The 22,885-nt window shown below is 50.5% G+C and carries 22 protein-coding genes and 1 tRNA gene; 14 read left to right on the forward strand and 9 right to left on the reverse strand.

What is annotated here, in order from left to right; genetic code table 11:
• Positions 1-51: 51 nt before the first annotated feature.
• From BZK42_RS11890 to BZK42_RS11900, 3 genes are read left to right on the forward strand one after another with little or no spacing between them, the layout of a single operon-like run.
• The gene (locus BZK42_RS11890; protein WP_053389413.1) at positions 52-1,038 is read left to right on the forward strand and encodes a TRAP transporter substrate-binding protein; all 987 of its coding nucleotides are present in this window, start codon (positions 52-54) and stop codon (positions 1,036-1,038) included.
• A 44-nt stretch (positions 1,039-1,082) separates the two neighbouring features.
• Positions 1,083-1,586, forward strand: coding sequence for a TRAP transporter small permease (locus BZK42_RS11895; RefSeq protein WP_053389414.1), 504 nt, complete (start codon positions 1,083-1,085; stop codon positions 1,584-1,586).
• Entirely contained in the window at positions 1,586-2,887 is a 1,302-nt protein-coding gene (locus tag BZK42_RS11900) for a TRAP transporter large permease (RefSeq protein WP_016157446.1), read from the forward strand. Before BZK42_RS11895 ends, BZK42_RS11900 begins: the two co-directional genes overlap by 1 nt.
• A 63-nt stretch (positions 2,888-2,950) precedes the next feature.
• Here BZK42_RS11900 and ansB read toward each other — a convergent pair whose 3' ends face one another.
• The 4 genes from ansB to trmB all read right to left on the reverse strand — a co-directional run bounded on the left by ansB (position 2,951) and on the right by trmB (position 6,000).
• A complete protein-coding gene (gene ansB, locus BZK42_RS11905; protein ID WP_080859200.1) occupies positions 2,951-3,997 on the reverse strand; it encodes an L-asparaginase 2 in 1,047 nt (348 codons plus the stop codon).
• Between the two features lie 188 nt (positions 3,998-4,185).
• Positions 4,186-4,905, reverse strand: a complete 720-nt coding sequence (locus BZK42_RS11910; RefSeq protein ID WP_016154405.1) for a YggN family protein — start codon at positions 4,903-4,905, stop codon at positions 4,186-4,188.
• A gap of 49 nt (positions 4,906-4,954) precedes the next feature.
• Complete coding sequence (locus BZK42_RS11915; protein ID WP_019077661.1) at positions 4,955-5,281, reverse strand: YggL family protein; 327 nt, start codon at positions 5,279-5,281, stop codon at positions 4,955-4,957.
• Entirely contained in the window at positions 5,281-6,000 is a 720-nt protein-coding gene (trmB, locus tag BZK42_RS11920) for a tRNA (guanosine(46)-N7)-methyltransferase TrmB (protein WP_080859201.1), read from the reverse strand. The genes BZK42_RS11915 and trmB overlap by 1 nt, the downstream gene beginning before the upstream one ends.
• Before the next feature lie 159 nt (positions 6,001-6,159).
• Here trmB and mutY point away from each other — a divergent pair, with 159 nt between their 5' ends.
• From mutY to BZK42_RS11940, 4 genes are all read left to right on the forward strand, one after another.
• Positions 6,160-7,212, forward strand: coding sequence for an A/G-specific adenine glycosylase (gene mutY, locus BZK42_RS11925; RefSeq protein WP_049268553.1), 1,053 nt, complete (start codon positions 6,160-6,162; stop codon positions 7,210-7,212).
• Between the two features lie 27 nt (positions 7,213-7,239).
• Positions 7,240-7,515, forward strand: coding sequence for an oxidative damage protection protein (locus tag BZK42_RS11930; protein WP_016154409.1), 276 nt, complete (start codon positions 7,240-7,242; stop codon positions 7,513-7,515).
• Positions 7,516-7,609: 94 nt separating this feature from the next.
• On the forward strand, positions 7,610-8,695 hold the full coding sequence (gene mltC / locus BZK42_RS11935; protein WP_131346839.1) for a membrane-bound lytic murein transglycosylase MltC: 1,086 nt from the start codon (positions 7,610-7,612) through the stop codon (positions 8,693-8,695).
• A 210-nt stretch (positions 8,696-8,905) separates the two neighbouring features.
• Positions 8,906-10,162: a nucleoside permease gene (locus BZK42_RS11940; protein WP_016157449.1), complete on the forward strand. Its 1,257-nt coding sequence runs from the start codon at positions 8,906-8,908 to the stop codon at positions 10,160-10,162.
• A gap of 55 nt (positions 10,163-10,217) precedes the next feature.
• On the opposite strand, the gene BZK42_RS11945 is transcribed toward BZK42_RS11940, so the two are convergent.
• Positions 10,218-12,353 (reverse strand): ornithine decarboxylase, encoded by a 2,136-nt coding sequence (locus BZK42_RS11945; RefSeq protein ID WP_080859238.1) that lies wholly within the window; start codon positions 12,351-12,353, stop codon positions 10,218-10,220.
• Positions 12,354-12,821: 468 nt separating this feature from the next.
• Between BZK42_RS11945 and BZK42_RS11950 the strand changes: the two genes are divergently transcribed.
• Entirely contained in the window at positions 12,822-13,529 is a 708-nt protein-coding gene (locus BZK42_RS11950) for a DUF554 domain-containing protein (protein WP_080859202.1), read from the forward strand.
• Between the two features lie 105 nt (positions 13,530-13,634).
• Positions 13,635-13,710 (forward strand) — tRNA-Phe (locus BZK42_RS11955).
• Between the two features lie 192 nt (positions 13,711-13,902).
• On the opposite strand, the gene BZK42_RS11960 is transcribed toward BZK42_RS11955, so the two are convergent.
• The 3 genes from BZK42_RS11960 to BZK42_RS11970 form a co-directional block, all read right to left on the reverse strand.
• The gene (locus BZK42_RS11960; protein WP_080859203.1) at positions 13,903-14,904 is read right to left on the reverse strand and encodes a tyrosine-type recombinase/integrase; all 1,002 of its coding nucleotides are present in this window, start codon (positions 14,902-14,904) and stop codon (positions 13,903-13,905) included.
• Between the two features lie 157 nt (positions 14,905-15,061).
• Positions 15,062-16,582: a TraI domain-containing protein gene (locus BZK42_RS11965; protein ID WP_158083354.1), complete on the reverse strand. Its 1,521-nt coding sequence runs from the start codon at positions 16,580-16,582 to the stop codon at positions 15,062-15,064.
• Positions 16,572-18,083, reverse strand: coding sequence for a UvrD-helicase domain-containing protein (locus BZK42_RS11970; protein WP_080859205.1), 1,512 nt, complete (start codon positions 18,081-18,083; stop codon positions 16,572-16,574). The genes BZK42_RS11965 and BZK42_RS11970 overlap by 11 nt, the downstream gene beginning before the upstream one ends.
• A 515-nt stretch (positions 18,084-18,598) precedes the next feature.
• On the opposite strand from BZK42_RS11970, the gene BZK42_RS11975 reads away from it, so the two are divergent.
• From BZK42_RS11975 to BZK42_RS29835, 4 genes are all read left to right on the forward strand, one after another.
• A complete protein-coding gene (locus tag BZK42_RS11975) occupies positions 18,599-18,922 on the forward strand; it encodes a hypothetical protein (RefSeq protein WP_080859206.1) in 324 nt (107 codons plus the stop codon).
• Positions 18,923-19,109: 187 nt separating this feature from the next.
• A complete protein-coding gene (locus BZK42_RS11980) occupies positions 19,110-19,421 on the forward strand; it encodes a flagellar transcriptional regulator FlhD (RefSeq protein ID WP_080859207.1) in 312 nt (103 codons plus the stop codon).
• Positions 19,411-19,926, forward strand: a complete 516-nt coding sequence (gene flhC, locus BZK42_RS11985; RefSeq protein WP_080859208.1) for a flagellar transcriptional regulator FlhC — start codon at positions 19,411-19,413, stop codon at positions 19,924-19,926. The genes BZK42_RS11980 and flhC overlap by 11 nt, the downstream gene beginning before the upstream one ends.
• Before the next feature lie 252 nt (positions 19,927-20,178).
• Complete coding sequence (locus BZK42_RS29835) at positions 20,179-21,300, forward strand: methyl-accepting chemotaxis protein (RefSeq protein WP_158083355.1); 1,122 nt, start codon at positions 20,179-20,181, stop codon at positions 21,298-21,300.
• Between the two features lie 87 nt (positions 21,301-21,387).
• On the opposite strand, the gene BZK42_RS11995 is transcribed toward BZK42_RS29835, so the two are convergent.
• Positions 21,388-21,906: a hypothetical protein gene (locus BZK42_RS11995; RefSeq protein WP_080859210.1), complete on the reverse strand. Its 519-nt coding sequence runs from the start codon at positions 21,904-21,906 to the stop codon at positions 21,388-21,390.
• Positions 21,907-22,280: 374 nt separating this feature from the next.
• Here BZK42_RS11995 and BZK42_RS12000 point away from each other — a divergent pair, with 374 nt between their 5' ends.
• Positions 22,281-22,754 carry a CaiF/GrlA family transcriptional regulator gene (locus BZK42_RS12000; protein WP_080859211.1) on the forward strand — a complete coding sequence of 158 codons (474 nt, stop codon included), beginning with the start codon at positions 22,281-22,283 and terminating at the stop codon, positions 22,752-22,754.
• Positions 22,755-22,885: the final 131 nt, after the last annotated feature.

Here is a 22,885-nt window from a genome sequence, read left to right on the forward strand (position 1 = left end):
CCATCATCAGATGTCAACCAATTACTGTACCTTAAAGCACGGAGCTTACTTATGAAAATCAAAACCTTTTCCCGCTCGCTAGTCTGTGCGTCCTTGTTGGCGCTACTTAGCACTGGCGCAAATGCTGCCGAAAAAGTGACTCTCAAACTGGCACACAACCTTGAACGTAGCCATGTGGTTCACCAGGCTTTCGAAGAAATGGCCAAAGAGGTAAAACAACTCTCCGACGGTAAAATGATTGTACGTATATATCCCAGTAGCCAAATGGGTAATGCCAGAGAAACGATGGAGTTGTTACAAAATGGCGCGTTGGATATGACAAAAGGTTCTGCCAGTGATTTAGAGTCATTTGATAATATTTATGCCATTTATAATTTACCTTTCTTATTTAAAGATCAAAACCATTTCAATAACGTTGTATTTGGTGAGGTAGGTAAAGACATTATGGAATCCACAAAAGAAAAGGGATTCTTTGCGTTATCTGCTTACGTTGCCGGCACGCGTAGTTTTTATGCCAAAAAACCTATTACCAAACCAGAGGATCTGAAAGGTCTGAAAGTCCGCGTTCAACCCAGCCCAACAACCATTAAAATGGTTGAACTGATGGGCGGATCGCCGACCCCTATTTCCTTCGGTGAGGTTTATACCGCTATGCAACAAGGTGTAGTGGATGGCGCAGAGAATAACGTTCCATCGTGGGTGCAAACACGTCATATCGAAATAGCTAAAGTCTTCTCCGAAGATGAGCACGCCTCTATTCCAGATTTTCTCGTTATCTCAACCAAAACATGGAATAAGCTGACCCCGGAGCAACAACAGATCCTTCGTCAAGCGGCTAAAAATTCCGAGGCTTATCAACAAAAGTTGTGGGATAAAATCGATGCTGATACCCGCGCTCAAGCAAAAGCTATGGGTGGCGAGATTATCAAAGTTGATAAAACCCCTTTCCGCGCCGCTGTTCAACCGCTGTTTGATGACTTCAAAAAAGACCCAAAACATGCAGCTCTGCTGGCGAAGTTTGAAGACGCAGTACAATAACCCTTTGGGCCATTGATTGGCCCTGTTTCACCAGGAAACTCACCATGATATTTAACCGCCTTAAGCTTGCGGTAGACCGCGTCATTGCCGCATTTTCGGTCATCGTAATGATTGCGCTGGTAGTGTGCGTAGTCTGGCAAGTTTTTAGCCGCTACGTGCTCAATCAGCCCAGCACCTTAACTGACGAACTGGCACGCTTCTTAATGATCTGGGTCGGATTATTAGGTGCAGCCTATACCGTAGGCGCCCAGCGCCACCTGTCTATCGATCTACTGTACATGTCGATTAATAAACGTAAACAGGCGTTATTGAGCTTATTCATTAATCTGCTGATTTTTGGCTTTGCAGGTTCAGTCATCGTTACCGGCGGTATCAAGCTGATTAATAAAACGCTGGCAACGGTGCAAGTTTCCGCGGCCATGCAAATTCCAATGGGTTACGTGTATATCATCCTGCCGCTCAGCGGCGCAGTCATGATGTTCTATGCCCTGTGGTTTATTCACCAAAATATTCAGCAACTGAAACAATCTTCGCAGGGAGTAATTTGATGGAAGGCTATATCGCACTAACCCTGTTTGGCTGCTTCTTTGTCCTGGTGTTCATTGGCGTACCTATTTCGTTCTCCATCGGTATCGCCACTGTAGCCTCAATGCTGCTGATGTTTCCTTGGGATGTTGCCGTTATCACTGTCTCTCAACGTCTGGCAAACGGATTAGATAATTTTGCCCTATTGGCGATCCCGTTTTTCATTTTCGCAGGTACGCTGATGAACAGCGGTGGGATCGCCATCCGACTAATTAACCTGGCGCAGGTGATGGTTGGGCGAGTTCCCGGCTCACTTGGTCATGTCAACGTGCTGGCAAACATGATGTTTGGTTCAATATCCGGCTCTGCCGTTGCCGCAGCTGCAGCCGTTGGCGGTACGCTTAATCCTATTCAGACAAAGCAAGGATACGACCCAACCTTCTCGACAGCCGTTAACGTTTCCTCCTGTATTACCGGGCTGTTAATTCCACCATCAAATGTGTTAATTGTGTTTTCTCTTACTGCTGGCGGTGTTTCAGTTGCTTCATTGTTTATGGCGGGTTATTTACCAGGGATCCTGATGGGGCTTTCGATCATGGTGGTATGCGCCATTATCGCCAAACGCCGTGGTTATCCCCTGTCGGAAAGGCCAACCTGCGCACAGGCAGTAAAAGCACTTCTGGATGCGCTACCGAGTCTGTTACTGGTCATCATTGTGATGGGGGGTATTTTAGGTGGGATCTTTACCGCAACAGAAGCCTCAGCGATTGCGGTCGTCTACACCTTCATTCTCTCGGTGCTGATTTACCGGGAAGTAAAATGGCGTGATTTACCAAAGCTGATCCTGGAATCAGTCGTGATGACCTCTATCGTACTGTTACTGATCGGCTTCTCTGTCGGCATGTCCTGGGCAATGACCAATGCCGATATTCCCTACATGATCAGTGACACATTAATGGGTATTTCCGATAATCCACTGATCATCCTACTGTTAATCAATATTGTACTACTGGTTGTTGGGATCTTTATGGATATGACACCGGCAGTCCTGATCTTTACCCCCATTTTCTTGCCAATCGCTCAAGAGTTAGGTATGGATCCGGTACATTTCGGCATCATGATGGTCGCCAACCTGTGCATTGGTCTGCTGACACCGCCGGTAGGAAGTGCATTGTTTGTAGGCTGTTCGATTTCTGGCGTGAAGATCCAGCAATTGATCAAACCCCTGCTGCCGTTTTACGCCGCATTGCTGGTCGCACTCATGATGATCGTATACATTCCACAGATCTCTCTGTTTATTCCACAGATGCTGGGGTTGATGTAAATACGAAGAGTAACTGCTTCTGGAGAATGCCCCAACGCTACGGTAGGGGCATTTTTTATGCCATTAATACTGATTAAACATTTCCTGGATCTGCTTAGGATTCTTGGTTTGGGTCAGAGCCAGTTGCAGCAGAACACGCGCTTTTTGCGGGTTCAGAGAGCCTGAAGCCACAAATCCGTATTTCGCATCATCAACTTCAGCATCCTGGGTGGTGGCGCCCGTTGGTACACGGGATGAACGCACCACAACGGTACCTTTATGCGCGGCAGTTGCTAGCGTATCGAAAATGGTTTTATACAGATTACCGTTACCTACACCCGCACTGACGATCCCGGCGTAACCCGCGTCTACCAATGCTTTAGCTGGCAGATCGGAGGCGTTAGCGTAGTTGTAAACAATCCCAACTTTCGGCAGCTCGGTCAGCTTAGATACATCGAACGGCGTGGATGTGGTGTGTTTTCGCGCAGGCGTACGCTGGTAGTCGATTTTACCGTTATGGATATAACCCAGCGGACCATAGTTAACGGATTTGAAAGTAGCGACATCCGTAGTGTTAGTTTTGGTCACGTCGCGACCATCCATAACGGTGTCGTTCATGACCACCAGCACACCACGGTTGGCAGAGGCTTTGTCTGCGGCGGTTACCACGGCGTTATACAGGTTGAACGGGCCATCAGCGCTCATACCCGTAGACGGACGCATTGCGCCGACCAGCACCACCGGCTTGTTGCACTTGACGGTGAGATCGAGGAAATAGGCGGTTTCTTCCATGGTATCCGTACCATGTGTTACCACGAAGCCGTCAGTTTTATCACACTCGGTATTAATCTTTTTCGCCAGCGTTAGCCAGACTTCGTCATTCATATCCTGGGAGCCGATGTTTACCACCTGCTCGCCTTTCACAACGGCGATATCTTTCAACTGAGGTACGGCATCAACCAAATTTTCTACGCCGACTTTGCCTGCCGTGTAGTTAGATTTTGTTGCGGAGTCACCACCGCCGGCAATCGTCCCGCCGGTAGCTAAAATAGTGATGTTTGGCAGTGCAAGCGCCGCGCCGCTGAAACCCATAACCAGTGCGGCAAGTGCCGTTCTCTTGAAAAACTCCATGTTATTTCTCCAGTTACTTGAATTTGCAGCATTATGTCTATCTTACAGATGAATAATGTGACGCCATCCAATTAACCAGATTTATATCTCCATCAAATTGTTATTCTTAGAGATGGATATCAAAAAAACAGAAAAATACAAAATAAAACGGCACAGAATGTTTCTGTGCCGTTAAAAAGAGGTGAAGATTATTTCAGATTGCTAACCAGCGTCTTACGATCGTTTTCCAGCGTCACGACGCGGGCGCAGACATCTTTGCCAAACTGCTGGAAGTCTTGTTCCTGATTCTTCCATTCGTTCTGAATTGAGGTTTGCAAACCTCCGAGGCTTCCGAGCACGCCCTGCAGCGGATTACCACCGCCTTTGAGCACGGCTTTCGCCCCCATCTCATTGATGCTGTCCTGCAAAATACCGCCCATCGCCTGATTGACCAGCTGTTGTCCATCCGCGCGGACCTGATCAATCGCCTTATAATGGAAGGTCAGGCCGTCAGTGCGATGCTCAATAATGCGGTTCATCTGCTCTTTCAATTGCGCATCCAGCTTAGTTAAGCGGCCACGCATGTTGCTGCTTTCGCCGACCTCTTTGGCGATGATTTTATCCAGCGCCACGCGACCTTTCTCCACGCGCGCTCTGGCACCTTCATCAATCCACGGCAGGCTGCTACGCAACGCCGCCTGATAATCTTTGGCCTGTTCACGCTGCGCGGCGTTCAGGTTGTACTGTTTACCGTTAAAGGTGACATCACCGGCCTGGGTTATGACCAGGTTGCCGTTCTCACCCTTCACCTGTACCGTTTGTGGACTCAAAATCACATCGTCACGCGGGGTGACGCTGCACTGATAATCAGCATGTGCGGCCATCGCCGTGAACGTTAGGACTGCCGCCAGCAGCGTTTTGCGCATCATATCTTTCCCTCAATACAAATTGGGCCGGCATTTGCCGACCCTTTGCTACTTAGTCCCACCAAATATCGAAAAGTTCGCTGGTGCGCACTTCTTCGAGTTTGCGCTCTTCCAGCCACTTACGCACGATAGCCTGATGTTCTTCGGTGCATTTGCCGATTTCCTGCAGACAGATCAGACCTTCCCAGGCCAGATAGCCGCTGCCGTCAAAGGCCAGCTTGTTCGGTTCGATAACTTCATTGATAAAATCATCAACGATTTGATCGACCTGCTCTCCAGATGTACCTTCCGGGAAACGCCATGCAACCGAAAATCCTACTTCCTGGAATTCGTCGATGTGCATTTTTTTACGCAGACGACGGCTACGGTTCTTTGCCATTATTTCATCCTCTCGAACATTAAGTCCCATACGCCGTGGCCAAGACGATGACCACGTTGTTCAAATTTGGTTACCGGGCGCGATTCCGGGCGCGGTACATAATCGTTACTCTCTGACTGGTTTTTATACCCTTCAATCGAGGACATCACTTCAAGCATGTGCTCCGCATAGGCTTCCCAGTCGGTTGCCATGTGGAACACGCCGCCCAGCTTCAGCTTGCTTAAGATATGCTCAGCAAACGGTACCTGAACGATACGGCGTTTATTATGACGTGCTTTATGCCACGGGTCAGGGAAAAACAGCTGAACCATAGATAAAGAATTGTCAGGAATCATTTTATGCAGGACTTCGACGGCATCATGGCACATGACACGCAGGTTCTCGACGCCCTCTTCATGAGCTGAAGCCAGACACGCGCCAACGCCCGGTGAGTGAACCTCAATGCCGAGGAAATTTTGCTCCGGACGCGCTTTCGCCATCGCCACCAGCGAAGCCCCCATACCAAAACCAATTTCAAGCGTGACTGGCGCATCGCGACCAAACAGCGCAGCGAAATCCACAGGTTCTTCGCTGAACTCAACGCCCATCACCGGCCAGTAGTTTTCCAGCGCGTGTTCCTGCCCTTTCGTCAGTCGCCCCTGGCGACGAACAAAACTACGAATCCGGCGCAGAGGGCGGCCGTTTTCATCAAATTCCGGTGAAATGACGTCGTTCTTCATAAAAGTTTAGTCTGCTGTGTTTGAGTTCTGAAACGGGCATTATCCAAAGTTAGTTGCCGGATGCAAGTAAAGGAAGAAAGTGAGCAGCGGAAAGTTCCGGTTTACACCCCGTTGCCGCTGTGCTGCAATCTTGCCCCCGGCAATAATGAAACGGTAATCATGCAAGCGTCTCAATTCTCGGCTCAGGTTTTGAGCTGGTACGACAAATACGGGCGGAAAACGCTGCCCTGGCAAATTGATAAGACGCCTTACAAAGTATGGCTCTCTGAGGTGATGCTGCAACAAACTCAGGTTGCGACCGTTATCCCCTACTTTGAGCGCTTTATGGCGCGCTTCCCAACGGTAACGGATTTAGCCCATGCGCCGCTGGATGAAGTCCTGCATTTATGGACCGGGCTGGGCTATTACGCCCGAGCGCGTAATCTGCATAAAGCCGCGCAACAGGTTGTGACGCTGCACGGCGGCTCATTCCCGCAAACCTTTGATGAAGTGGCCGCCCTGCCAGGCGTGGGACGTTCAACTGCAGGCGCGATCCTTTCGCTCTCCCTGGGTCAGCATTTTCCGATTCTTGACGGTAACGTCAAACGAGTGCTGGCTCGCTGTTATGCTGTAAGCGGCTGGCCGGGTAAAAAAGAGGTCGAAAAGAAACTGTGGGAATTGAGCGAGCAGGTTACGCCAGCCCATGGGGTGGAGCGGTTTAATCAGGCGATGATGGATTTAGGCGCCATGGTCTGTACGCGCTCAAAACCCAAATGTTCCCTGTGTCCGTTGGAAAATGGCTGTGTGGCGAGCGCCAATGCAAGCTGGGCGCTGTACCCGGGTAAAAAGCCCAAACAGACATTACCAGAACGGACGGGCTATTTTTTACTGATGCAGCATGAAAACGAGGTGTTGCTCGCGCAGCGACCACCCAGCGGCTTATGGGGTGGCTTATACTGTTTTCCGCAGTTTGATGATGAGGATGGGCTACGCGACTGGCTGGCGCAACGGCAAATTAACGCAGATAATCTGACCCAACTTAATGCGTTTCGCCATACCTTTAGCCATTTCCACTTAGATATTGTGCCTATGTGGCTTCCCGTGTCCTCATTCACCTCATGCATGGATGAAGGCAACGCGCTCTGGTATAACTTAGCGCAACCGCCGTCGGTCGGACTGGCGGCCCCCGTGGAGCGTTTGTTACAGCAATTACGTGCCGGCACACAGGTTTAACGTACCGGTCGATAAAGAGGATTTTTTATGAGCAGAACGATTTTTTGCACTTTCCTGCAACGCGAAGCAGAAGGACAGGATTTTCAGCTGTACCCGGGCGATCTGGGAAAACGCATCTATAACGAGATTTCTAAAGAAGCATGGGCGCAATGGCAGCATAAACAAACCATGCTGATTAACGAGAAGAAACTCAATATGATGAACGTTGAACACCGTAAGTTACTGGAACAGGAGATGATTAACTTCCTGTTTGAAGGTAAGGATGTGCATATTGAAGGCTATACGCCTGAAGAAAAAAAATAAGCATCGCTTGCTGGCAATCTCGTAGGCCGGATAGGGTGCTTGCACCGCCATCCGGCAAAACGATACAACAACAAACACAACACGCACTCCCGGAATGATGAAAAAATTTCTCGCGCTTGCCGTTATCGCGCCGTTGCTCATCTCCTGTTCCAGTTCGACCAAAAAAGGCGATTCCTATAACGAAGCCTGGGTCAAGGATACCAACGGTTTTGATATTCTGATGGGGCAATTTGCCCATAACATTGAGAATCTGTGGGGATTTAAGGAAGTGCTGATTGCGGGTCCGAAGGACTACGTAAAGTATACCGATCAGTATCAAACCCGCAGCCATATCAATTTTGATGACGGTACGATAACCGTCGAGACCATTGCCGGGACAGATCCCGCCGGACATCTGCGTCGAGCGATTATCAAGACGTTGCTGATGGGTGATGATCCGGGTTCTATCGACCTCTATTCCGATGTCGACGACATTAAGATTTCCAAAGAGCCGTTCCTGTACGGGCAGGTAGTCGATAATACCGGCCAGCCTATTCGTTGGGAGGGACGTGCAACCAACTTTGCCAACTACCTGCTACAAACGCGACTGAAAAAGCGCAGCAATGGCTTGCGTATCATCTATAGCGTGACGATCAATCTGGTCCCGAACCACCTTGATAAGCGCGCGCATAAATACGTCGGCATGGTACGTCAGGCTTCACGTAAGTATGGCGTCGACGAGTCACTGATTCTGGCCATCATGCAAACCGAATCCTCGTTTAACCCGTATGCGGTCAGCCATGCCGATGCGCTGGGACTCATGCAGGTGGTACAACACAGCGCCGGAAAAGATGTGTTCCGTTCGCAGGGGCGCTCAGGCACGCCAAGCCGTAGCTTCTTGTTTGACCCGGCCAGCAACATTGATACCGGTACTGCCTATCTGGCAATGCTGAATAATGTCTATTTGGGCGGCATTGATAATCCGACCTCGCGTCGCTATGCGGTGATCACCGCGTATAACGGCGGTGCGGGCAGCGTGCTGCGCGTGTTCTCGAACGATAAAATTCAGGCCGCAAACATCATTAACAGCATGTCCCCTGGGGACGTTTATCAAACGCTGACCACCCGACACCCATCTGCTGAATCACGCCGATATCTTTACAAGGTCAATTCCGCACAAAAATCATATCGTCGCCGCTAATGTATCCCTCTCTTGCCCCCTAAAACGGGGGCCTGAAGGGGGAAAAACGTTAACTCCATCACTCTTTTGCTTTGCAATCCGAAATTGTTTGCAAATATTTGTCACAGGTAACAAAAAAAGAGTGCCTCTCGTTGATAGAATCACATCATATAGCCACGGCAAATGTGCCTTTTAAAACATTCATCCGCATTACGGTGTGAGGAAATTAACATGAATCTTAAGCTGCAGCTGAAAGTTCTCTCGTTTCTGCAGTTCTGCTTATGGGGTAGTTGGCTCACTACCCTCGGCTCCTATATGTTTGTCACCCTTAAATTTGATGGTGCATCCATTGGCGCGGTGTACAGCTCGCTGGGGATCGCCGCCGTGTTTATGCCTACGCTGTTAGGGATCGTGGCTGACAAATGGATCAGTGCGAAATGGGTGTACACCATTTGTCACCTGGTCGGCGCAGCAACGCTGTTCGCCGCAGCCGAAGTCACCACGCCAGGTGCTATGTTCTTTGTGATCTTGCTTAACTCACTGGCCTATATGCCAACGTTGGGGTTAATCAACACCATCTCTTACTATCGCCTGCAATCAGCCGGGATGGATATTGTTACAGACTTCCCGCCAATCCGTATCTGGGGCACCATCGGCTTTATTCTGGCGATGTGGGCGGTAAGCTTCTCCGGCTTTGAACTGAGCCATATGCAGCTGTATATCGGCGCGACGCTGTCCGTCGTATTGGCGCTGTTTACCCTGACGCTGCCGCATATCCCGGTCGCCAATCAGCAGAAAAACCAGAGCTGGTCTTCCATGTTGGGCCTGGATGCCTTCGCGCTGTTTAAAAACAAGCGTATGGCGATTTTCTTCATCTTCTCTATGATGCTGGGCGCAGAGCTGCAAATTACCAATATGTTCGGTAATACCTTCCTGCACAGCTTCGATAACAATCCGCTGTTCTCCGGCAGCTTCATCGTTGAACACGCGTCGGTGATGATGTCGATTTCGCAGATCTCCGAGACGCTGTTTATCCTGACCATCCCGTTCTTCTTAAGCCGTTACGGTATTAAGAACGTGATGCTTATCAGTATTGTGGCGTGGATGCTGCGCTTTGGCCTGTTTGCCTACGGCGATCCAACACCGTTTGGTACCGTGCTGCTGGTTCTGTCGATGATTGTTTACGGCTGCGCCTTCGACTTCTTCAACATCTCTGGCTCCGTGTTTGTAGAGAAAGAAGTTCGCCCTGAAATCCGCGCCAGCGCACAAGGCATGTTCCTGATGATGACCAACGGATTCGGTTGTATTCTGGGCGGTCTGGTGAGCGGTAAAGTAGTTGAACACTATACGCTGAACGGTATTACCGATTGGCAGACCGTGTGGCTGATCTTCGCAGGTTACTCGCTGGTTCTGGCTTTTGCCTTCGTTGCGCTGTTTAAATACAAACACGTACGCGTTCCGGCAGGCGCCCAGACTATCGCGCACTAATCTTTATTGATTAAATAGGGTCACCTGATGGTGGCCCTATTTGGTCAGATGACGCTTACTTCAGAACATATCCATACAGACGTTTAATACCGTCTGCATCCGTTTCACCGTAAACCCCTTGCAGCTCCGGCGAGAAGCCCGGCAGCAGGTTTATGCCCTCTTCCAATGCCAGGAAGTAACGTTGCACCGCCCCGCCCCATACTTCGCCCGGTACCACGCACAGTACGCCCGGAGGATAAGGCAGCGCGCCTTCTGCCGCAATGCGACCAGCGGCATCACAAATACGCACCAGTTCAACATCACCGCGGATAAAGGCGCTGTTAGCATCCTGTGGGTTCATCGCCACGGTAGGTAAACTCTCCTGACGGAACATCGCTTTTTGCAGATCTTTCACATCAAAGCTGACGTACAGTGAGTGCATCTCCTGACACAGTTCACGCAGCGTGTAATCCCGGTAACGTACCGGATACTTGTTGAAGATGGTGGGCAGCACGTTTGCCAGCGGCGTATCGTCTTCAATATGTTGTTCAAACTGCGCCAGCATCGCGACCAGTTGCGCCAGTTTCTCAGCGCTTTCTGCCGGGGTCAGCAGGAACAGAATCGAGTTAAGGTCGCATTTCTCCGGCACGATACCGTTTTCACGCAGATAATGCGCCAAAATCGTCGCCGGAATACCAAACTCAGTATATTGCCCAGTTTGCGCATCAATGCCCGGAGTGGTTAACAGCAGTTTGCAGGGATCGACAAAATACTGGTCGCGTGCATATCCAGAAAAACCATGCCATTTAGCACCAGGTTCAAAGCTAAAGAAGCGACGCTCGCTGGCAATCACCTGTGTCGGATAGCTTTCCCACGGTTTGCCATCTACTACCGGAGGAATAAACGGTTGAAGCAGCTTACAGCGGGTAATAATCGCTTTGCGGGCCTCGATCCCCAGCGTCACACATTCCGCCCATAGCCGACGGCCGCTCTCGCCTTCATGGATTTTGGCGTTAACGTCCAGCGCCGCAAACAGCGGGTAAAACGGGCTGGTGGAAGCATGCAGCATAAACGCATTGTTCAGACGCTTATGCGGGCAGAAGCGCGCCTGGCCGCGAATATGGTTATCCTTTTTATGGATCTGCGAGGTTTGCGAGAATCCGGCCTGCTGTTTGTGTACCGACTGAGTGACAAAAATCCCCGGATCGTTAGCATTGAGCTCCAGCAGCAGCGGTGAACCATCGGCCATCATCGGAATAAATTGCTCGTAACCGACCCATGCGGAATCAAACAGGATGTAATCGCACAGGTGACCGATCTTGTCGATCACCTGCCGGGCGTTGTAGATCGTACCGTCATAGGTACCCAACTGAATGATCGCCAGACGGAACGGGCGCGGTTGATCAGCCTTTTGCGGCGCAACTTCTCGAAGTTGCTGGCGCAGATACTCCTCATCAAAGCAGTGCTCATCAATGCCGCCAATAAAGCCAAACGGATTACGCGCCGCTTCCAGATAAACCGGCGTAGCACCCGCCTGGATCAGCGCCCCGTGGTGGTTCGATTTATGATTATTGCGGTCAAACAGCACCAGATCGCCGCGCGTCAGCAGCGCATTGGTGACCACTTTATTGGCCGCAGAGGTCCCATTCAGCACAAAGTAGGTTTTATCCGCGTGGAAAACTTTCGCGGCAAATTTCTGCGCATGTTTCGCTGATCCTTCATGAATCAACAGATCGCCAAGCTTAACGTCAGCATTGCACATATCCGCGCGAAACAGATTCTCACCAAAGAACTCATAGAAATGTCGGCCCGCAGGATGCTTCTTAAAAAACTCACCGTGTTGGTGTCCCGGGCAGGCAAACGTGCTGTTCCCCATTTCGACATACTGGGTAAGCGTGTCATAGAACGGCGGCAGCAGCTCTTCCTCATACTGACAGGCAGCAGATTCCAGCTCCAGCCAGTCCTGAGCCTGACCGCGAATTACCGCATTAACGCCCGCAGGCACATCAACATCAGACTCTGCGAACAGAAACACAGGTAGATGAAAACCGGTGCGTTTCAGCAAAGCCAGGATCCCACTGCGGCTGTCCGCAACGGTAATGACGACTGCCGCAACGTCAGTAAAATCAGTACTGTCCAGCGACACCACCTGACGATGGCTGGACAGACGAGAAACCAGTTCACTACTGGCGGCAATTTTCATTGATTTCATAAGCGCAATAACCCGTTTCGGGAAAATCAAAAGTCCCGGACAACGCCGCATGGCTTTGCCCACGAAATGACAGGTCAAACTGGTTACCAGCCCCGACCGCCAGACATCAGTAAAAGCAGATAGCCTCTGATTTTACTGTTATCCTGCAGTGAGCGTGCGCTGCCCTCACCGCATGGTGGGAGCGTAAAGATAAGTCGCGGGAAGGGGCAAACGTCGCGCAAAAAGGCGATGTTGAAGGCGATGTAGGGGGAGTAATATCATCCCAGGCAGCCCCATTCAGACAGGAGAAAATTCGCGCAATCATGGCACCTTTCAATTACAGGCGCAAGATAAAATCTTGCGCGAAAACCTTACAGATCAGCAAGCATTTCGTCTGAAAGTTGCGGCATAATAATGCAATCTGAAACATAATTTCACCCAGCTAATTGCCTTTAGTATCAAGACGATGATGGGTATGCAGGAGCAAATGTGGTAATCGGACCCTTTATTAATGCCAGCGCCATTTTATTTGGTGGCATTCTCGGCGCGCTGCTCAGCCAGCATATACCAGAACGCATTCGGGTCTCCATGACCTCTATTTTCGGGCTGGCCTCGTTAGGGATTGGTATCTTGCTGGTTATCAAATGCGCCAACCTACCGGTGATGGTTCTGGCAACGCTCGTCGGCGCATTAATTGGCGAGTTCTGTCATCTGGAAAAAGGGATCAATGCTGCGGTAGCCAAAGCGCAGCAGGTTTTCACCCGCTCGGACGCCAACGTAACGCACGAATCCTTTATTCAAAGCTATGTGGCTATCATTGTGCTGTTTTGCGCCAGCGGTACCGGGATCTTCGGTGCGATACATGAAGGGATGACCGGCGACCCGAATATTTTAATCGCCAAGTCATTTTTGGATTTCTTCACGGCCATCATTTTTGCCTGTTCATTAGGAATCGCGGTATCCGCCATTTGCATGCCGATGCTGGCAATCCAGTTAACGCTTGCCACCTGTGCAGCACTGATTTTACCCCTGACGACGCCAGCTATGATGGCCGATTTCAGCGCCGTAGGCGGTCTATTGCTGCTAGCAACCGGTTTGCGTATTTGCGGCATTAAGATGTTTGCGGTTGTGAATATGCTTCCTGCCCTGCTGCTGGCAATGCCGCTTTCCGCCGCCTGGACGGCATTTTTTGCCTGAGAATGCGTGCATTAGCAGCAATGTGGTGATAGATTGTGCAGTCTGCATTGATTTGAAGAAATTTCGTTGACGAAGCGAAGCGAATCGGGTTTAATGCGCCTCGTTGCCCGGATAGCTCAGTCGGTAGAGCAGGGGATTGAAAATCCCCGTGTCGGCAGTTCGATCCTGTCTCCGGGCACCATCTCTTATCAAAGTACGTCGGTCAGGGCTTGAGATCCCTCACGGGCGTCAGATGGAACCCGGAATTGTAATCGGTGTAGCCTGTTCAGATATAACATCGATATGGATTTCAGGTTTCTCAAGTGAGGGAACCTGTTAGCGCAGGTTCCCTCTTCTCGATCGTCAAACATCGTTACAGATGGTAAATCTTTTGTCAACCATCCTCATCACAGTGATCAATAACCTTGTGTTTTTTCAGCACCGCAAACTGTTTCTCCAGTACCCTCCTTTCAGCATCAAGATCCCGTTCAACATATTCCAGCGTCGATTTCATGCTCGAATGCCCCAGCACATTCCGTGTTATATACAGGTTCTGCTCCGGGAGCTTCATCATCTCCGTCGCCAGCGTATGTCTGAACCGGTGTGATGTCATCGTAAAACCACATTCCCGCGATAAACGCCGGAAAAAGGAACGGACCGGGGGCGATCCCATATCTTCCGTGATATTTTCATCCTTACCCGTGAATACCGGAATATTAAACAGCAGATCATTTTTCTTCAGTCCCCTCTCAGCGGCTTTTTGCAGAATAAGCGCCAGACGGGGTTTCAGATAACTGACAACAGACAGAAAATGTTCCTGATGATTTTTACTACCTTTATTCCCCAGTCTGATAATATTCTCATCCAGAAATATGTCCCCGACCCGTAAATGTAAAAGCTGGTTCTGCCGCATTCCCGTATAATAAAGTGTGTCCATCATTGTCAGCCAGAACCAGGCCGGAAATAACGCATTCCGGGAAGCCAGGATCCCCAGACGACGTTCTTCCTCCTCATGAGCCTCCATCACCCGGTAGGCATGTGAGATCTGGGCCTGCCGCATTGTCTTCTTTTTCTTTTTACCGGCCTTTACCTTTGTTTCAGCAAAAGGGTTTTCATCAATTTCAAACAGTCTCCTCTTGATGGCATAATTAAATAACGCATTCATATGCGACGCTTTATTATTCCATGTTGTTTCCTGCCTCTTCTCCACTTTCAGCACCCGTCTGCGCCATAATAATGCATGCCTGCGGGTTACGTCCTCAGGAAAAACAAAAGGGCCAAGATGTTCAGCAAAGCAGGAACTGACTTTGCGATAACTCCATTCTGAAGCTGTGCGTAATTCCTTTTCCAGAATGTATTCTTCAACAAACTCAGTCCAGGTGATCTTTTCTTTCATATATATCCTGCATCAACGATTGATACCATATTTCATACGAAGCATTCTCGCTCAGGAATATTATTTCTGAATGCAGATGATCAGACACAAGCGCAAAAATGTTTCATAAAATGTAAAAGTGACGTATTTTATTACAATTTTAATTATCCCGTTGTAATTACTGCATTCCTCTGGAAAATCTCAGAAACATACTGTCTTCAGGATATTGTTCTCTGGGATAAATCAGCGACAACTGGATCAGGTATCCGGAGAATTTTTTATATCCGCCTCTTCCATCCGGTTTTTCATACAGGCTACACTGCCAGCAGCGCTGGTTATTAACACTTTTATGTACACCGAGACGTTCGAAGGCAGCCTGTATCTGTTCCCGGGTTTTCCCCTCCACGCAGGGCGCTGATTTAATGAACTGGTAAAAAATTGCAGGAACGCTGATAAAAACAAACCCGCAGATAATATGAACAGCGGAACCTGGAGTGTTCACTGATATTTCACCGTTCATCAGACCTTCGCGGAGCCACTGCCAGAACAGTCTGCCACTGTTGTCTTCCGGTTTCGGCAGATTATCCGGCTGACCAGAACTTACTGTTTCCATTAGTGCTTCGCCATGTTCAGTCCCCCCTTCAACGGACTCCCTGTTCAGGGATACATTCCCCGGAACCGTGCCAGTTTCCTCCTGTGTATTCGTAGTACTGAACCCCATCAGCGCCATCACGTTACCAATGGTCTGATCTGCTGGTTCTTCCGGCACGGATGCTGGTTGCGGAACTGCTGGTACGACAGTATTTCCGGCTCCGGCAACTGTGGCCCCGTCAAGGGCTGACCCCAGCACCATGCCGGTATCCGGCTCTGCAACAACAATCTGCTGCTGTTCCGTTGCCGGTACCAGTGCTCCCGGCTGTACGACTGACACGACCGGCCCCGGTGCCACGGGAGCAGAAACAACCGGCTCAGGTGCCCTCCGGGCTTCTGCCACCGGCTCACCCGCCAGTTCAGCCGCCTCGCTGATTATTTTTGACACCACACATCCGGGTCTGTCCTCCCCCCTGATAATACGCAACAGCGTGTCCAGCGCCGCCGGTGTCCTGCCCAGCCAGACAACCACGTCCTCCGGCAGCAGCCGCATCCCCAGCAATACCGCCAGCGCCTGCAACCTCTCTTCCCTGTCCTTACAAAAACGCAGCCGATAAGGCTGTGACGGCACAACCAGCCCCGGGAACCAGAGGGTCCCGTCGGCCAGTTCCCCTTCCAGCAAACCAAACACCGTCAGCGACCGGCACAGCGCAGCATAAAAAATCACCGCGTTCCAGGTTGCCGCCTGCGCTGACTGCTCCTCCGCCCCGGCCCCCTGCGGCAGCATATATCCCCGGGATAAACGCAGCGCGTAAGCCACCGTCGTCAGCGTGAAATCCACCAGGCCGCCCACCACCGCATGATGTTCCTTCTCCGTGACCGGCAACAATTGCATCAGATTCACGCAGTGGCGCAGCGGCTGCATGTAATACTGCTCTGTCCCTTCCTTTGTCATCAGGCTGTTATCGCGTATCTGTTTCAGCAGCCCCTGACGGTTTTCCGTGTCAAGTATCTCCTCTGCCGTCAGCGGCCGCAGATATCCGCGTGCTTCCGGCGTCCGCTCCTTTCCCTTACCGGTGGTACTGAACCCGAAAAGCTTACGCCACATCCTTTTCCTCCCCGTTTTCACTGACGTCATCACCGGTATCAGTATCACTGTCGTCCCCGGCACTCTGGCCGGACAGAATGTCTTCTGCCGGGGGCTGCGCCAGTACCTCCTGTATCACCGGGTCAGGAACCAGCGTCCGTCTGGCGCGCGTGGCGGCGACATACAACAGGTTGAGTTCATCGTCCCGTTTATCCGCCGGCATCTCCGGGTCCAGGATATCGGCAAAGTCGTCATACAGTTTCACCGTGTCCCATTCCAGCCCCTTGCTGCGGTGCGCCGTACACACCGTCACATCCGCTTCACGCTCGTCCTCCACCCGCTGCTGCCACAGCGTTTTCAGCCTGTCCGGCAGCGGGAAAAACTGGTCGAGAATATTCATCGACTGCTTCATTTCCGGGTCTCCCGTTTCTTCCGCCACTTCACAGTACTCCGCGTAGTCCCGGTAATTCTGCGTCAGGGTGTCCTTCTTCATCCGTTCCGGTAAGTCCACCGAGAGCCAGTACAGGTCCACCAGGTCATCCACCCTGTAGCTTTCCATTCCTCCCACCCAGTACACTTTCTTTCCGGCCAGCGAGTAATGCAGCGCCGTACCGATGACGCCACACACCGTCCGGTGCAGCACGGCACGATGTCCGCATGCCCGGGGGAGCGTTTCCAGAACCCGGTCAGGCCCGCCTTTCCCCGTCACCTTACGTGTCTCACCTTTCAGTGCCAGCAGCCGGTTGGCCACGTTTGCCACCTCCGTGCCAAAGCGGAAACTGTGTGTCAGCCACAGACGATCGGCATCACCAAGTGCCGGGGCGTTCATCGCGTTATCCGCGCCACGAAAACGATAAATCTGCTGATGTGGGTCACCGACCAGTACCACCCTGCAGGACTGGTTCAGAACAATGGCGCTGGTCACAGGGTTGGCGTCCTGGGCTTCGTCAAACAGAATGGTGGAATAACGGGATGACAGGTTCGGTCGGCTGAGCTGGTAAAGCTTGAGGTAGGTGTCATGCGTGACGGGGAAATCGCCCCGGCGGGCAGTCATCATCAGCCAGACTTTTTGTGCGGCTGCCAGCGTCTGTGCCAGCTCCGCCCCGGACAGCTCCTCTTCATCCGGCGTGTGCATCGCCATGATTTGTTCATCCGCGCTGCTCATAAAATGGTTCAGCGTGAACAGCACATTACCGGCCAGACGCCAGTTTTTGCTGTTCAGGGCACGGGCAATGTCGGTTACCTTCAGGTTGCCGGCAATCCGCGTGGTGAAATGTTTTCCCGTCACGGCAAACGCCAGCTGATGTGATGTCCTGCAGGTCACATTGTACGGGAACTTCTGCTGTGCCTCATCGCGTATGGCGCGGTTGTAGGCCACATACAGCATCCGTTCATCAGAGTTCTGCTCTGCAAAACGCCGCAGGGTGGTGGTCTTGCCTGTGCCGGCAAAGGCACCAACAACCAGGCGCGTTCCCTGCCAGTCAATGACGGCAGACTGTTCGGGTGTATCAGAATAAGTCATATCCGGGTCTCCACAGAAAGAGTAACCCGCCCATGGTGGAAACAATGCGTAACCGACGCCAGCCTAAAATCAGTACCCGGAAATGAAAATTAACCTTCCGGAAAACGGTCTGCGGAAGACAAACAGCACTGATACCCGTCGGCAACGGTGCGAAATCATGATCGGCAACGATGCGCGCACGCAACCATTTACCCGTCAGATAAAGCCTGCTTTACAGACATAATAACCATGCAGATTCATTCCGGCTCTGCAATGCCGGAATCTCCGCGGAAACTGCCGTGTAAAAAAACAAAAAAATATCAAATCGTCATGATAAACAAAAAACAATAATGTTATTTCAGAGCCACCATTACTTTAAAATTATTTGCTTTAAATCAGGAAATACTCTTGCCCTGTCAAAAACCCGGTGCAATATTATTATCATCGGGGAATAAAAGAGACGAAAGAAACAGAGCACATATATATTCCCACACCTCCGATAAAACAGCCAACAGAAACCAGAAGAGGTATCCACGATGAAAAAGTTAACCATACTGTTTTATTGCGCGCCTGTACTTTTATTTTCACACCTCACCTGTGCCATGACGCCGGATAATACTTCTGCAGTTATCCGAAAAAACGCACAGAATGCCACGCCTCACCCGTCCATATCTGTTGCGAAAAACGAGCCGCATATTATGACACCGGACAATAACAACCGAATTATCATTCCTGTCGGTAAGACACTGATAATGCCGGAAAATGATACCAGAAACATTATCACACAGGTGGTGAATTACAACGGTATTCAGGAATCACACAGAATAGCAAAAGTCAGCGACACGTTCATTCTGGAATGAATCCGGGAACCACCACTCTTTATACCGATAAAAAAGAAAGCATCAGAAAACATTAATCGAAAATCAAATAAAGAAATACTTCTGACGATTATTGCATCACCGGATACAAAAGTTTTGCCACGTATTTACTCGTGAATATTTTCCGGTGTTAATTTTTATTTCACGCGGCAGGAAAGGAGTTACCCGAATGAATACAGAACAAAGTCTGTATGAAATGAATTATACCTGGCTGAGTCTGGCGCAGAAAATGCTGCTGAAAGACAAAAGTATTGCCATGTTCAGGCTGGGACTGAGTGCCCCGGTAGCCGATCTCATCAGCAGCATGACAGAAACACAACTGCACCAGTTGTCCCTGCACCCACATTTTATCTTCACCCTGCGCATCAGGAATCCTGCCGCGCTGGAGGGGCTGTTGCAGGATTCCCGGATTGACCACCTCAGCCCCATGCATGCGGCCATCCTGTGCCTGTCTGATACCGGAGGTGGTCATGGCATCTGAAAGTCTGCTGCAGGAACTGCAGGATACGCAACTGGCCGTGGAGCTGATTTCTCTCGGCGCCCGGATGCAGTTACTGGAACACACCGTCAGACTCAGCCGGGGAAAAATGACCCGGCTGTACCGGGAGCTGACGGGCGTTTCACCCCCTAAAGGCATGCTCCCCTTTTCAGCCGACTGGTTTATTGTCTGGGAGCATAACGTTCACTCATCCCTGTTCTGTAATATATTTGACTGCATAAAATCGCAGTCGCCTGATGAGTCACCGGTCAAAATACTTATCCGGGCTTATCGTGCATATTTAAGATATGCCGGTAACTCAGAGACACTGTCCCTCACCCGGGCGTGGATACTGAGGCGGTTTGTTGATTCGGGGATGCTGGATTATACCCCCTGTTCTAAATGTGGCGGTAAGTTTATAACTCATGCGGGAGAGCCTGCACACGGTTACCAGTGTGTTATGTGTCACCCGCCATCACGGGCAGTAAAAAGAGCCACCGTGAAATAAACGGATACGCCACGAACATGACGCTCATTTCTCCGTCTGGCGCAGTCACAGCGCTGCGCCAACGGAAGAAAACCTTTTTATGCCGTCAGTTTTTGCCAGGACAGGAACTTAATTTCTGACGGCCATTTGAAAAGAATAAATAACCAAAAAAAACTCATTTTCAGGATTAATTAAAATAATTTCATATTTTTACAGAACCATTATAATCCGATGCAACTTTCTGTCGTCTTATATTTTCAGAGGAAACACCTCATGGGCGCTTTAAAAAACTTTCCGATCCGCGTCACCATAATGAACATCATGGTTATCATGTTACTGCTGGTCATCGCTGACAGCCTGATGCTCTTCACCGCTGAAGGCGTGACCGGATGGCGCCATATTACCGCAGCCATCATTATCGCCCTTTCCGCGGTCGTGTTGTTCCTGACAAATATCTATCTTGTCCGCTGTCTGATGGTACCGCTGGCCGAGCTGAAACGACACCTGTTGTCCATGGCTGACGGTAATCTGAATAACCGTATCACCCTGTTCGGCAATAACTGCGTCGGTCAGCTTTATCCCCTGGTGTCCACCCTGCAGAAAAACAATGCGGAAATTGTCAGCTCCATCCGTTCATGCACCAGTGACCTGCACAGCCAGATGCGTACGCTCTCTGATGAAAACGGCGCGCTTGCCGCCCGCACTGAACAGGGGGCCGCTGCCGTAGTGGAAACCGCCGCCAGCATGGAGCAGCTCAGTGCCACCGTGGGACTCAACGCCGACAATGCCGTGGTCGCCAGCGAAATGGCCCGCGAAGCCTCTGCATCTGCACAGGATTCCTGTAAAATGGTCGCCCGGGTGAAAAACACCATGGCAGAGACGGAGGCCGCTTCCGTTAAAATTAATGATATCACCGCCATCATTAATTCCATCGCGTTCCAGACCAACATCCTCGCGCTTAACGCTTCGGTGGAAGCCGCCCGGGCCGGAGAGCAGGGACGTGGATTTGCCGTGGTGGCCAGCGAAGTCAGGAACCTGGCCCAGCGCTGTGCGGAGTCCGCAAAAGATATCGCCGCGCTCATTACCTCTGCCACCACCCTGATACAGGAAGGGGTGACTCTGGCGGAAAATGCTGAAGCATCAATGAGCGCAATGAATGACTCCATCGGTAACGTCTCACGCGTTATCGGTGAAATTGCCATCAGTTCTGAAGAACAGAACAGGGGTATCCAGCAGGCCCGTATGGCCGTGAATGAAGTCGACCGGATAACCCAGCAGAATCATCAGATGGCAGAACAGTCCACCTCACTGGTGAGCGCCCTTCAGCAACTGACTGAACAGTTAAATCAGGACGTTGATTTATTCAGACTGCCTGATAACGCCGTGTTGCACTGATACTTCCGGCAGGGGAGCGGGCAGCCGCTCTCCCGCCAGACGCTATGGCTAAAAAGTCAGCGACTGACCCGCACAGGTACCGCGCTGTCATCTCCCGCGACTTCTGACGCTCCCGGCCGTTATCCGTTCAGTGAAATAAATATTCCTGGCGGCAAAATGCGTACCATCCAGCAGCCAGATATCCTGCGTCCCCGGCTCAGCGGTCAGCCTGTCAAGACAGGTACGGCGGGCGTCAATGAGCTCCATCTGAACGCCTGTTTTTGTACGCTCCCCTGTCTCAAATTCAACAAATCTCACCCGGTGGTACCGCGCCCCTGTTTTCCGGTTGGCAGCATACAAAATGTAACCAACAGTACTGTCCGGCAGCCCCGTCAGTCTGCTGATTTCCCGGATGGAAATATCTCCCTGTGACGCGTACAGTTCGCGAACCTTTTCCATCTGTTCGACAGTGTATCCCCGAACCCGAAGACTCAGTTTAAGCCTGACTGCCATGTTGCGTACCGCTGTAATATTTGCACCCAGAGCGTCAGCAATTTCCCGGGTATTCAGTTTCCCGGCGTTCTCACGCAGGTAATTAATCCGTTCTTCCGTCCAGGAAAAGGCCATTGGTGTTTCTCCTCAAATAAACATAATGATAATTAATGAATCATGATTAACACCTGCTGGCGGTAATATTCAACCGGGTGCATGGAATTAAATAAAGTAACAACACGTTAAATAATTATTTATTGATTGCTCACTCCATTTTGATTAAACAGAAGCTAAACAAAATAACAATCATGACACCGTCAGGACCGAATTTTAATTTTTTACGGAACTTTTAAGCTACTATCACTGACGGATGTCACCACAAATAATAACAGGCATCCCTTATGCAGAATCAGTCTTCTTTTTTCGTAATAAAAGAGCGAATTCATATCACTCATTATTATAAATGAAAGCATGTGAGTTTTCTTTTTACTTATTCAGGAAAGGACACTATGGAAAACACACCGCAGAATCACGTATCAGGACAGGCCTGTTACAGGAAAAAAACCAGCCAGAGCAACCATGAGCCTTTCGTTATTCCGGCTTCCCTGCATCAGTACACTGATGAGCCTCTTTATATTCTGGTTGCCCTGTGGGCTCAGCAGCAGAACGACTGGGTCAGCCGTGCAGAAATTTCAGAAGCTTTCGGTATCACCGACCGGCGGGCCTCATTCCAGGTTTCCTATATCTCCCGGAAGAACAGACGCATAACCTGCGAGACACGTGCTGTCCGCGATGAAGGCTCCTCGTGCCCCCATCATGAAATCAGGGTGACTGGCGTGGTACTGACCCGGGACACGGAAAAAGCTGTGTCAGTTGCACCAAAAAAAAGACCGCTGAAACGCAGTCATGTTGGCAATGTCTCACCGGAACTGCGCAGCCTGTTTCACTCTCTGATGGGTTCGCGAAGCGTCTGCGGGGAATGAGTGTTTCAGGGATATAAAAAAACAATTGATAATGATTATCATTTCGGTATAGTGATAACGACTGGCTCCCGGCAGTGAGCCAGTATGACTCTCCATTAATAATGTCAGATGATAACGTATGTTATCCCTCA

Origin of the sequence: Citrobacter braakii (genome assembly GCF_002075345.1) — a bacterium.
Taxonomy (GTDB): domain Bacteria; phylum Pseudomonadota; class Gammaproteobacteria; order Enterobacterales; family Enterobacteriaceae; genus Citrobacter; species Citrobacter braakii.